At 72.0% G+C, this 12,182-nt stretch carries 10 protein-coding genes and 1 pseudogene; 2 read left to right on the top strand and 9 right to left on the bottom strand.

Going from position 1 to position 12,182, the window contains the following annotated elements; translation table 11 throughout:
* Window positions 1-127 precede the first annotated feature (127 nt).
* Both AQJ58_RS42695 and AQJ58_RS44600 read left to right on the top strand, forming a co-directional pair.
* Window positions 128-445 carry a hypothetical protein gene (locus AQJ58_RS42695; protein WP_067252772.1) on the top strand — a complete coding sequence of 106 codons (318 nt, stop codon included), beginning with the start codon at window positions 128-130 and terminating at the stop codon, window positions 443-445.
* A 1,076-nt stretch (window positions 446-1,521) separates the two neighbouring features.
* A complete protein-coding gene (locus AQJ58_RS44600; protein ID WP_234360227.1) occupies window positions 1,522-1,857 on the top strand; it encodes a hypothetical protein in 336 nt (111 codons plus the stop codon).
* Between the two features lie 459 nt (window positions 1,858-2,316).
* Here AQJ58_RS44600 and AQJ58_RS41180 read toward each other — a convergent pair.
* The 9 genes and pseudogenes from AQJ58_RS41180 to AQJ58_RS22360 all read right to left on the bottom strand — a co-directional run.
* A pseudogene (locus tag AQJ58_RS41180) lies at window positions 2,317-2,689 on the bottom strand (SpoIIE family protein phosphatase); the annotation flags it as partial.
* A gap of 114 nt (window positions 2,690-2,803) precedes the next feature.
* Window positions 2,804-3,490, bottom strand: coding sequence for a DUF2238 domain-containing protein (locus AQJ58_RS22395; RefSeq protein ID WP_067252770.1), 687 nt, complete (start codon window positions 3,488-3,490; stop codon window positions 2,804-2,806).
* Between the two features lie 332 nt (window positions 3,491-3,822).
* A complete protein-coding gene (locus AQJ58_RS22390) occupies window positions 3,823-5,406 on the bottom strand; it encodes an NADase-type glycan-binding domain-containing protein (protein ID WP_067252768.1) in 1,584 nt (527 codons plus the stop codon).
* Window positions 5,403-5,966, bottom strand: a complete 564-nt coding sequence (locus tag AQJ58_RS22385; RefSeq protein WP_067252766.1) for a phage tail protein — start codon at window positions 5,964-5,966, stop codon at window positions 5,403-5,405. The genes AQJ58_RS22390 and AQJ58_RS22385 overlap by 4 nt, the downstream gene beginning before the upstream one ends.
* Window positions 5,963-7,921: a putative baseplate assembly protein gene (locus tag AQJ58_RS22380; protein WP_067252764.1), complete on the bottom strand. Its 1,959-nt coding sequence runs from the start codon at window positions 7,919-7,921 to the stop codon at window positions 5,963-5,965. Before AQJ58_RS22380 ends, AQJ58_RS22385 begins: the two co-directional genes overlap by 4 nt.
* Window positions 7,921-8,361, bottom strand: a complete 441-nt coding sequence (locus tag AQJ58_RS22375; protein ID WP_067252763.1) for a GPW/gp25 family protein — start codon at window positions 8,359-8,361, stop codon at window positions 7,921-7,923. Before AQJ58_RS22375 ends, AQJ58_RS22380 begins: the two co-directional genes overlap by 1 nt.
* Window positions 8,362-8,489: 128 nt before the next feature.
* Complete coding sequence (locus AQJ58_RS22370) at window positions 8,490-10,394, bottom strand: VgrG-related protein (RefSeq protein ID WP_067252761.1); 1,905 nt, start codon at window positions 10,392-10,394, stop codon at window positions 8,490-8,492.
* Window positions 10,394-11,125, bottom strand: coding sequence for a CIS tube protein (locus tag AQJ58_RS22365; protein WP_067252760.1), 732 nt, complete (start codon window positions 11,123-11,125; stop codon window positions 10,394-10,396). Before AQJ58_RS22365 ends, AQJ58_RS22370 begins: the two co-directional genes overlap by 1 nt.
* A 12-nt stretch (window positions 11,126-11,137) precedes the next feature.
* Complete coding sequence (locus AQJ58_RS22360; RefSeq protein WP_067252758.1) at window positions 11,138-11,563, bottom strand: phage tail protein; 426 nt, start codon at window positions 11,561-11,563, stop codon at window positions 11,138-11,140.
* Window positions 11,564-12,182: the final 619 nt, after the last annotated feature.

The raw sequence follows: 12,182 nt of genomic DNA, 5'->3' as shown, positions 1-12,182 counted from the left end.
GCCGAAGAGCGGCGGAGGTTCCAGGACAATGGCCCCTTCCCAAGGTGATCAGCGTTCAAGGAGGTTGCCATGTTCGGTACACCGGATCAGCCCGGCTTCTCCGGCCCGGGCGGGGGAGAGGACCAGCATGCGGCCGAACGACATCGTGCAGGAGATAGTGCACTGGTACACCGAGCAGATCGCTGCCGAGCGGCGGGCCCCACTGCCCGATGAGGAGCGTCTTGCGCAGCTGACGGCGGGCCGTACGGCTGCCTACCAGGACCTGCAGCGTCTGGAGGACGCCGACCCGGAGGAGGACCGCCTTGCTGTGCTCTACGCGGCGCGGCTGAGGGACCTGGAGTCGTGGACCGTCCGCGGCAGGGGGCAGCCGTCGTATGTCCGGGCGGTGAGCGGCGATCCGCACACGTGGAGTGGCCGTCGCGGCGGATCACCGTCACCGCGGTGATGGCCGGGTGGGTTTCGGCGACCGCCGTGAGGTCGGCGACGGCCCGGTAGCAGCGGTCGTGCCCGGCGCGGGTGGAGCCGGACTATGACCCGCTGAGAGCCCAACGGCCTTTCATGCAGGTCGCGTCGGTACGAGCTGTGCGTGCGCCTCGCCTGTTTCCGGCAGTCCGGGCACCGGCCCGGGCGAGCGGTGGACACCGCCTCCATCACCAGGACGTCGGAGGAGTCGCTGATGCGCTCCAGTCGCACATCAATCCCGGGAAACAGCACAGCCTCGACCGTCTCGCTCGCCATGCCGGGACATACTCTGCCGAAACGATCCCTTCGCTCACTTCGCTGACCTACGTCCTCCACCGACTGAGTCGTGGTCTTCAACGCGGTGGCCAGGCGGGCCTGGGTGATACCCGCAGCCTCACGCAGCCGGTCACGCTCCGCCGGAGGCGGAGGCGGGACGGAGGCGGGACGGAGGTGGAGGGCGAGATTCGGCCGCGTGGTCCGGCCCTCACACGTCCTGACGCGCGCCTCGGACAATGGGCGCGGTCCGAGGCACCGACTGCCCGTCCACCACGTGGTGCCAGGACGGATGAGGTTCCCGGACGCGCGCCCCGTGCCACCGGCGACTGTCACCAGTTGGCAGCCACCTGCGCTTGCCGCAACTACGGTTGGCCTGAAATCGTCCGTGCTTGATACAGGAAGGCCCCGCTTCGGGCCGCAACCAGGAAGGCATCCGCCGTGGCAACGACGAGCAAGTCTCCCCATCACAGACCCACCGCCGCTCTCCGTACGGCCACGGCCGGTGCGTGCGCAGTCGCCGTTCTGGCGGTGACGCTCACGGCCTGCAACGGAGACGGCGACGCCACGGCATCACCGACCACCGGGCACACGACGACGGCCCAGCCGACAGGCACAGGCACAGGGACCGGCGCGACGACCGCCGGGACCCAGCCCAGCGCGGAACCCACGGCGACCGGCGCCGCCAAGGCCTCGTCCCCGGCCCCTGCTCCGAAGCCCACCCCCGCCCCCGCCACGGCCGCCGCGCAGTCCCCTGCTGAGGACCCCGACGGCTGCGATCACAAGATGCCCATCTCTCCTGATGAGATCGCGGTCTACCGCTACACCCCGGAGGGTGGCTCGCTCAACCTGATCGTCAAGTACGGCAACTGGGGTTGCGCTCCCAAGGACTCCGACGGCGCACCCTTCGTGACCGTAGGCAAGGAGACCTACCTGCCCATGGACCAGGCGGCATACGTCACCGCCACCGATCCCATCGTGCAAAGCACCGAGAACCAGCACATCGGGGTCCAGGAGTTCCTCGACTGGCTGGAGGCCAACCCCAACAGCGGGCTGGTCTTCACGTACCACCTCGGCGACGACGGGGCCGTCGACCGTCTGGAAGAGGTCTTCACCCCCTGAGCGCCCGCCCGGCGGGCCGCCCGACATCCCGCGGTCGGGCGGCCCCGGAGCATGGCTCTTGAACGCCCCCGTCATGACCGCTGGTGGGCGGCGAGCAGGAGAGCGAGCGACGGGCGCCGATACGGCTCGGTGATCGCCGGTGAACCTGTGGTGATCGCGCGTTGAATCCGGCGAACTCCCCGAGAACCCGCCGCCGGTGGTTCGGCTTGTGGTCACCGCGACCGAGCACCGGGCGGTCAGCCACTCGCTCCTGGTGGTGGAGCCGCCGGCCTATCCCACCCGCGAGCAGCTCGCGGCCCGGTACCTCGCACGCTGCGGTGGGCCCCTGACGCCCGGCGAGCTGCGTGACGCGCTCGCCCGGCGAGGCCACACCGTCTCCGCCGCGCAGCTGAAACGGGACATGCGCCCACGGCGCGTCCGTCCGCGCTCCCGGCGACCTTGTCCTGGGCTGGGGCGATGCCGGGGCAGCTGCCGGGCTTGTCCGGGTGCGGCGTCCTCCGGCTCCAGGAACCGGTACGCCGCGTCACTCGGCGCGATCCCGTCGAAGCGGGCGGCGAGCAGCGCGATGTCGTCGTCCCGGCCGCCCGGACCGAGTATGTCGAGCACCTCGTCGCACAGCGCCGCAAGGGGCGGCGGGTGGTCGGGGTCCGTCGGTTGGGCGCTCGCTTCGAGCTTCTCGCGCAGTGCTCGATGCCGGTGGCCATGTCGCGCAGCCGGGACTCGACCAGGCCGTCGGTGTACAGCAGCAGCGTCGCCCCGGCGGGTCGTCGAGCTCTCCTGCCTCGAAGTCGACCCCGCCGACGCCGATCGGCGCGCAGTGAGGCACCTGCACTCGTCGCACCTCTCGTCAGCCGGTACTACATGTCTTGCGAGCAGATGTGGGCAGGCCTCGCGGCTCTCACCACGAGGCTCCTTGCTCCGCACGTCACATCGGGCTGAGGGAGGTTCAGTCCCTCACGGGAAGCGTCAGGTGGGTGAGGCTGCGGTCGTGCGGGCGGCTGAGGAGGAGCACTGAGCAGGTCGCGCCGATCAGCGCGCAGAACATGTCCCACTGGGTGTCCCAGACGTCGCCCTGGGTGGCCAGGAAGGCGTCGGCGGCCTGTCCGCCGGTCACGGCTGCTGCCCACTCGAGCATCTCGAAGACCGCGCTGAAGGCGAGGCAGGCGCAGACGGTCAACGGTGCCAGCCAGCGGCTGTCGCGCAACGGCGAGGTGCGGACGAGGAGTTCGCGGACCAGGACCGCCGGGACAAAGCCCTGCATGAGGTGGCCGAAGCGGTCGTAGGGGTTGCGCTCCAGGCCGAACCAGTCGCGGGCCCAGTTTCCGGCGGGGACTTCCGCGTAGGTGTAGTGTCCGCCCACGATCAGGACCAGCGCGTGTGCGGCCAGCAGAGCGCACAGCAGGCCGCTCAGGGGGAAGCGTCGACGCAGCAGGATCGCCAGGGGCAGGCCCACCATCACCCAGACCGTTTCCAGCAGCCAGGTGGTGGGGTCTTTGGCGTCCCACGCCGATGCCGCGAGCGCCGCGGCGACGGTGACCGCGAGAACGGCGGGCAGCCGGCGGCGGGCTGCGGGTTGCGGTGTGCCCGGCCGTGGGTCCTGCGACGGGCTGACGGTCGGGTGGATGGCGGACATTGCTGGCTCCTCGTGTCTGGGTATGCCCTCATCCTCGGGTCCGGCCGAGTCCCCGGCATGAGTGCGCGTACTCAATCGCCGTGCCCGAGTGGCCAGTTGGCGCGCTTCCCGAGGGCAGGTGTTCTGCGATCCTCTTGGCCCAGGCGCCGGTCTTCGCCGGGTCGTTGGGAGTGTCCGCCCGCTCGCGGGGGGAGTTTGTGGTCGGCCGGGGCCTGCTTTGAGCGCGATGGGGTGCGCTCTGGCGGGTGCTCGCCTCTTGCGCGTCGTGCGGGGACCTGGTGGATCGGAGTGCCCATGGATGTTCCCGTTCGGCTTGACGCCATGACCGCCGGCTACTGGTGTGTGCCGCTGTTCGACGGACCGAAGAACTCGATCTCGGCGATGGCGACCTGCTTGTCGGCGGAGACGGCGTAGGACGAGCGCACGATGAGGCGTACCGCGGTGACCTCGCCGACACGGAAGGCGCGGCGCTGGCCTCCCGCGGCTTGGTCGAGGGTGAGGAAGCGGGATTCCTTCGTGCCGTCCGCGGTGGTGATCACGGCCTCGACGCGTCGGGGGAGGGCCGACTCGGCAAGCTGGTCGGCGCGTGGGGAGACGCCGGGGGTGATGATGACGTCGAGCAGCTGGGTGGGCTGGTCGAAGCGGGCCTCGATCCATTCCCCCGCGCCTGACTGGTTGACCCCCGGGCCCCACCAGGTGTTGCTGAGCTTGTCGAAGGCGAGTTCCGGACCGTGCCGCGGATAGGAGCGCGAGGCCTTGACACTGTCCGGTCCGACCGGGCCGCGCTGGGCGAAGTGGTCGCGTACCGCGCTGACGGCGTTGTCGGCGTTGACGACGGCGGTGACCAGGAGGGTGAGCGGTACCGCCCAGAGCGCCCAGGTCATCAGGTACCCGAAACCCCGCCTCAGGCGTGGCCGGTCGCCCGCCCGCGGTGTCTCCCGGTTGCGCGGGTCCAGCACGCGGTGCCACCAGGGGCGGGGGCCGGTGGCCTGGGGAGCACGGGACTGCGGCATCGCGCACAGGCCGCAGAAGTGGCGGTCCGCACGGTTGGGTGTGCCGCACCACGGGCAGGGCACGCCGCCGTCGGTGCCGGGTGCCCGGCCGGGCGTGCGGACCTGAGGCCGGTGCGTGTCGGGTCGGCCCGGCAGCACGGCAGGGACGGACGGTGCCGGTGCGGTCCGGCGTTCGGCGTCGGCCACGGGCACGAGCAGGGACCTGGCCCGTGCGATGGTGTCGTCCGGGACACCGGAGGCCGCGGGGGGTGTCGCAGGCGGCTGTGCGGTGGGTGCGTCGTCGTCGAGCCGGCCGGTGCGGGCTCCGTCGTCGGCTGGCCTGGTCGTATGCGGGCCGTCGTCCTGGCTGTTCATGTCCGGTGCGTTCGTGTCCGGGCCGGTCGTGTCTGGCGTGCTGCTGGCGAGCGTGTTCGTCTCCGGTTCACGCCGGTCCGGTCCGCGCTCGCCGGAGGCGGGTGTGCGCGGTGGGGCACCATCCGGTTCCGGGGCGCGTGTACCGGTCGAGGGGGCCTCGCCGAACGAGGCCACGACGTCCGCGTATGCGCTGTCTCCGGGTGTGGTGTCCGGCCCGTCGTCGTGGACCGAGCCCGGTGACCGGTCGCTGTTCACGGTGGCCGGTACCCCGAGGGCTTCCGGCGGGTTCCTGTCCCCGGCAGCAGGCGCCGGCTCTCTGCCGGACCGGGAGGCCGGCCTTCCTGCCGTCGGCCCGGACTCCTCGGTGGGCTGTTCGTCCGCCTCGCGGGCGTCTTCGGCCGTACCGCCGCGCGCCGTGCGGCGGGCCCAGCGCAGCACGGCGCCGCAGGAGTCGCAGAAGAACTGGCCGGGCGCCGCCCGGGTGCCGCACTCGGCGCAGCGTGCTGCCCCGTCCCTGCCGGATCCGGTGGCGGGGGGCTGGCTGGTCATCTCTCGGGAATCCTTTCCGCGGCGGTCACCTGGACCGTGTAGGGCATGTGGGCGGGGCGGGCCGCGGCGACGAGGCTGTCGAGCCGGTGTGTGTCCGCGGGGGTCGGGTCGGGCAGCCGCAGGGTGACGTGCAGCCGTGGCCGGGGCTCGCCGGGGACGGGGCCGAGTGGCCCGGCGCTCCAGTCGGCGGCTCCGCTCTCGCTGATCTCCGGCTCCACACCGAAGGCCAGCCGGACCGTCTCGGCCAGTCCGCGTCGCGTGCCGCGTACCCGGTGCAGACGCGCGGCGGTCGCCACGGCGGCCCGCAGCCACTGCTCGGGCTCCGTGCCGTCGGTCTCGGCGCCGACCCAGCCGCCGAGCCAGCGGGTGAAGTCCGCAGGGGCGAGCGCGGGGGTGAAGTAGGAGTCCAGGCAGTCCAGGACGTTCAGGATCGGAGCGAGGACCTCGTCGAGACCCGCGACGAAACGCTGTGCCAGGTCGTCGTCGGCGAACACGGCGGGCAGCATCTCGCCGAGCGGTGCGGAGGACCTCAGCCCGTCGACGGAACCCCTCGCGCTCATGCGCCGTCTCCCAGGACGCGCACCCGGTGGTCGAAGGAGAACACCAGCGCCGCGGGGTCCAGGTCGATCCGGTCCGTCGTCTCGCCCCGTTTTCCGGTCAGTGGGTCGGCCGGGTGCAGCAGCACCTCGTCGACGAGTTCCACACCGGCCACGCGCTGAAGCACCGCGAAGATCTCGCCCGCCTGGACCCGTCGGCCGAACGGCCAGCCCGTGCCGTCCGCGCCCCCGGTCAGCGGGTCGAGGTGGCGGTAGAGGGCGTCCTGCGCTTGCCGCCGCACCCGGTCGGCGTCCACGTTCCGGAAGGCGTGGACCGTCGCGACGACGGTCACGCCCTGGTAGAACGGCGGCCCCACCGCCAGCCGGGTCCCGATGAGCCTGCGCTCGTCGAGGAAGCGGGTGATGCGTCGCAACAGGCCGTCCCCGGGGACCAGTTGCTCGAAGCGCAGCCTGCCGCCCGGGTCCGCTACCGCCTGCGGGACCACCAGCACCCGTACCGCGTACGCCCCGTGCTCGCTCTCCTCGCCCTCCAGGCAGGAGATACGGGCCGTCTCCGGGGCGGCACGCCGTGCGAGTTCCTCGTAGTCGCGCAGGGTCACCGCGCGCTCCTGGGCCCGCAGTGTGATCGGCGCCCGCGTCTTGGCCTCCTCCACCGTCTCGCCCTCGACCCCGCCCCGCGCCGCCTCCCGGTTGACGACCGAGGAGACGTACGGGACGGAGGTGCGCAGCACCCGTAGCGCGCCGCGGGCCACGTTCCCGGCCCGGCCGCCGCCGACCCGGTAGCGGCGCACCCGTACGGCCGCGCCCTGCGCGGGCACCGCCCCGTACTGGCGCAGGGTGCCGTCGGGTTCCCGGACCGCCGGTCCGAAGGCGATCTCCCCGGTCGTGGCGTCGACGGTGATGTGCCGGTCGTGGGGTCCGGAGGCGGCGAAGTGGGGTACGACGTCCCAGTCCTGCCAGCCGTCGCCCTCGGCGCACTGCAGCAGCACCGGCGGATCGTCGCCGACGACGGGCGCGTGGGCCAGCCGGAGCCGCTGGCCGGGCAGACCCGTGGACTTGCCGAGGGACTCGTCGTACACGGTCTCGGCGTGCACCACGCCGGTGGTGCCGCCCACGGTGAACGCCTCGGCGGAACGCACGGTCGGCGAGGTGGTGTAGAAGGGCTGGCCCGGCAGCGGCTCGGTGACCCGGCAGCGCAGCCAGCCGGCCTCCCGCCCGCCGGTACGGGACAGCACATGCCCGCCGGGGACGAGCAGGACCGCCTCGCCCGGCCGGTTGAGGCCGCCGGTGCCGTCCCGGTCCACCTCGCAGGCCGCCCAACCGTCCTCGGTCCACGCCTCCCACACCAGCGGCGGCTGCCGCGGGTCGACGCCGACACCGTCGACACGGCTGTCCAGCCCCAGCGCCACCGCACAGTGCGGCACGGCGGCGTCCAGCCCGAGCAGCATGCAGTCACCGGGGCGCGGGGCCTCGGCGAAGCACCTCACGTCCTTCGCCTCGGCGAGATCGGCGGTCAGATCGGTGACGGGCTCGCCCTGGCGCTGCACCATGAGGTGGCGCAACGCGCTGGGTACGACGACCAGTTCACGTTCGGTCGCGAAGACGACCGCCTCCTCGCTCTCGGTGCGAGCGGTGGCGACCTCGGTGCCGACGGGCAGCACCACCGGTTCCTCCTGCGGGGCGGAGAGCCAGAAGGTGACCTCGGCCCGGGCGGCCGACGGCGGGAACAGCCGGATGCCGACCAGGTCGAGGAAGGCCACGTGGTTCTTCTCCGGCACCCGGTTCAGCCGGTAGACGATCTGGTCCGCCATGTGGGCGACCGTCTCGACGAAGGTGATGCCCGGGTCGGAGACGTTGTGGTCGGTCCACTCGGGGGCGCGCCGCTGGATGTAGCGCTTGGCGTCGTCGACGAACTGCTGGAAGCGCCGGTCGTCGAGGTTCGGGGAGGGCAGGGCCATCAGCGGGGGCCTTCCGGGAAGATGTCCGAGCCGCCGTCGCCGGGCTCGTCGTGGGAGGGGATGACGTAGAACGGGAAGACCAGGCTGCGCGGGTTGTTGGTGCCGCGGATCGCGTAGCGGACGTCGATGAAGAGCACCCCCTGGCCGGTGCTCGCGGTGACCTCCACCTCGGTCACCTCGATCCGGGGCTCCCACCGGTCGAGGCTGACGTACACCTCGTGCTGGATGCGGCCCGCAGTGGCCTCGTTGACCGGCGCGAACACCAGGTCGTGGATGGCGCAGCCGAACTCGGGCCGCATCGGCCGCTCCCCCGGCGCGGTGGACAGCACCAGCCGGATGGCCTCCTCGATCTCCCGTTCCCCGCTGACCAGGGCGATGCCCCCGGTCGGCCCGATGCGCAGGGGGAACGCCCAGCCGGCCCCGACGAACTGCTCGGCCATCAGCAGACCACCCGCTCTCTCTCCCGCTCCTGGCGGACTTCACCAACATCACGAACGTCATGGACTTCACGGAATGCATGGACCCGGCGGCTCTCATGTACTGCGCGGACCGCGTTGAACCCTCGCCGTCACGGGATCGGATACGGCTTGTTGTTGACCAGCACGACACCTTGCAGCGTCAGCGTGGCGGCCCGGATGCCCACGGTGGCGACGGAGTTGACCTGGACGGTCCCTCCCGCGGTGACCGTCGCCGCGCCCGCTGCCTTGAGGCTGAGCGCGCCCAGCGCGTCCACGTTGACGGCCCCGGCGAGCGACTTGAGGTTGACCAGGCCCCGGCCCTGGAGGGTGAGGGGGCCGCCGCTCTTGATGGTCAGGGATCGCCGCGCGCTCAGCGTGAGGTCGGTGCCCGCCTCCACGGACACCGACCCGCCGCCCTTGATGGTGACGGAGCCCTTGCTGTCCACCGTGATCTCGGTCTTCGTCCGGTCGAGGGTGATGGTGAGCCGGTCGTCGCCGCTCGCGACGCGCACGCCCTGCCGACGGGCGCCGGTGGTCTGGCTGAGCAGGTCCACCCGGTTCCCGTCCCGGTCGGACAGCGTGTGCCGGATGGCCTTGTGCCGCAGTCCGTCGTGCAGGGGCACGTCCGGGACAGGGGTCGGCACGTCCCGGCCGTTGTAGAGGCCGCCGATGACGAACGGATGGTCCAGTGCCCCTCGGTCGAAGGCCACCAGCACCTCGTCGCCGACGTCCAGCGGGAAGATCCCGCCGCCTGACGTGCCGCCCCACTGCACGGTGCGGGTCCAGTCGCTGACGTAGGTGTCGTCCAGCCATGGGAACCGCAGCTTCACCCGGCCCTGCTTCAGCGGGTCCTGCACGTCGGTGACCAGGGCGTTGGCCACGCTCGGCAGCCTTGGCGCGGCGGTGCCGCCGGCGCCGGAGGCGAGCCCGTACAGGGAGCGCCACTGCCGGCCGCTGACGGTCACCCAGGTCTGATAGTGGCTGTCGTCGCCGAAGACGTGCCGTACGGAGGTGACCGTGTACTTGCCCTCGAAGGGGACGCCCACGTCCCTGAGCGTGACCGGCACACCGGGGCGCAGCTTCGGGTTGCCGCGCACGGTGACCTCCAGCTCGGCGAAGGAGGACGCGATGTCGTCGGCGAGCGCGTCGGCGGCGTGGCCGACCTCGGACTGGCGGTCGTACGGCGTCTCGGTCTCGACCAGTTTCCCGGGCGGGAACGCTGAGGCGGCCGCGCCCGGAGTGGTGCCGATGAGGGCGGCCGGGGTGCTCGTCGCGGGTGCCGTCGAGGTGAGTGTCTTCTTCGTGGTGACGTCCCAGCCCCGCGACTCGACCTTGCCGATCTGGTCCGCGGAGGTGACCGAGGCCCGGCAGCGCAGCACGTCCTGCCCGGCGTGCAGCACGAACGGGCTCTTGTCGCCGTCGGTGCTGGTCGGTGGAGCTCCGGACGCCGGCGCCGCCTCGACGAACTGGAACGTGCCCCGGGAGCCAAGCGACATCACCATGCCGTTCTCGTCGGCGAGCCGGGAGAGAAAGTCCCAGTCGGTGACGTTCGACTGGCTGATGAACTCATAGACGGTCCTGGTCGACTGCACCGTGCCGATCGCGATGCCGCTGCGCGCGGCCAGTTTGCGGGCGATGTCGGCGGCGGTCTGGTTGCGGTACGCGGCGACCCGGCGCTGCCGCATCAGACGGTGGCCCAGGTCGTAGCCGCGGATCACGGTGAACGTGCCGGTGCCGTCGTAGTCGGTCTCCATGCCGGTCACCTCGCCGGTGAGCAACGGCGATGCCGCGCCCTGGCTGTCCGAGACCGGTGCCACGACCACCTTGGTGCCGAACCGTACGTTCAGCTCGCCCAGGAGCAGGCCGTGCGGGTCCCGGAAGGTGAGCCGGAACGCGCCGGGGACGCCGGACCCGAGGTCCACCCACGCCCCGACGAGATCGTCGGCGATGTGGTCCGGGAGCTTGCCGCCGCCGATCGAGACATGGACGACGTTGGAGAAGGAGGCCTGCGCCATCAGTGACCGGCCACCTCGTCGGCCGCCGGAAGCACCACTTGCGTGCCGGTCCGCAGCCGGGACGGGTCGTCGATGCCGTTGGCCTCGGCGATCGCCCGCCAGACGTTCGCGTCGCCGTACTCCCGCCACGCCAGCGACTGCAGCGTGTCGCCCGCGACGACGCGGTGCACCCGCCGCGCGTTGAGCGCTCCCGAGGTGGGGTTCTGTCCCCTGGTCCGGCTGGGGATCTCGTGCAGCTGGACCAGGCAGGTGGCCCGGATCGGCACTCCTGTCGTGCCGAACAGCGAGTAGGCGGCGTTCACGGAGGAGACGTACGCGGTGAAGCGGGCCGTCGAGAAGGATCCCCACTGGAAGACGACCCAGGGGGTGGAGGGCTGCTTGGCGGCGATGCTCTTCGCGGTCACCTCACAGCACGAGAACAGCGCCTCCACCTTCTTCAGCACGGTGTTGCCGCCCGGGTCGGCGGAGGAGTCCAGGAAGATCTCCACCGTCATCTGCCGCGGCTCGGGCCCCATGAACTCCGGTACGGAACCGTCGCGCACCGCGGCGGTCGGGGTGCTCTTCCACTGCGCCTGCCGACTGAGCGCGAGCTGGGACGGGTTGAACCCGAAGGTGAAGTTCCTGATCAGCGCGCCCGGAGTGGTGCTGCGGCCGATCGGCGGCTCGTGAATGGCCAGCGAGGCCCGCACCAGGCTCTTGCCCGCGCCGCCTCTTCCTGCCTTGCCTGCCATGTGCGCTCGCCCCTAGTCCGTGAACCCGTGATGCGTGATTTCCAGAACCTCCGTCGCCACGGCTGGACTCGCCGGATCGAGGGAGGGCCCCTGCCAGCTGACCGGCAGCACGTCGATCAGCCCCCAGCGCGCCACCTGCGAGCCGTCCGCGCGCAGTGCCGCGATCTGGCCGGTGGGCCGGGTGATGCCCGTGCTCACGGAGGAGATCCAGGCCGCGACCTTCGCCGTGTCGGGGGTCAGGGGCCGGGTCAGGCGGATCGTCGAGAACGTGACCCGGGACGGGAGCTGCCAGACGAACCCGTTGTTCCCGCCCTCCTGGCGCTGCTCGATCTGGACCGTGGAGGCCAGCCCTTCGCACCCGTTGAAGGAGCCGAGGCTCTCGCCGTCGATGGTGAGGGTGAAGAAGATGGTGGATCCGGGGTCGAGATCGCGGGGCATCGGGTGGGCCTTTCTGGGACGCAGCCGGTCGGTCGAGCCGTGGGGCGGGGACGGGGGCGGGTCAGTCGCGCGGATCTCGGAGCCTTCCGACGCGCTCCCGGTCGAGCCGGAGTTCGGTACGCAGGTGCCGTGTGATCCGGCCGACGAGCCGGTGCGTCAGGTCGTCGAGCTGGAAATCGGTCAGGGAACGGGGATCGAAGACGGGGCTGGGCGCCGGGGTCCGGTCGGTCGGACCGGCCGTGGACGCAGGGGAGTCGGTGTGCCGCGAAGGCGACGGGGGCGTTCTGCGCGAGGCAGGTGCGGCGGATGTTCTGTTCGGCCCGGGTTCAGGGGCGCGCTGAACGACCGGAGGACTCGGCAAAGGCGCGGGAGCCGGCGCCGGACGGGTGACCGGCGGCACGTACGGGGTGGACGGGAACCGCTGCACCGGCAGGACGGGGGCGGCGGTCTGAGGCGGCACAGGTGTGACGACGGGCATCGGGGCGCGCTGCACGAAGACGGGTACGTCGCCGCCGACGGGCGGTCGCACGGGTGCGCGTGGACCTGCCGACCGGACCGCAACCGCCTCGCCGTGCGTCCTTGGCGCGTGGTGAGCGAGCCGTTGGACGGCGAAACGGCG

Origin of the sequence: Streptomyces sp. DSM 15324 (genome assembly GCF_001514285.1) — a bacterium.
GTDB lineage: Bacteria > Actinomycetota > Actinomycetes > Streptomycetales > Streptomycetaceae > Streptomyces.
The sequence above is the reverse complement of the archived record's forward strand: the minus strand, read 5'-3'. Positions and strand labels throughout refer to the sequence as shown.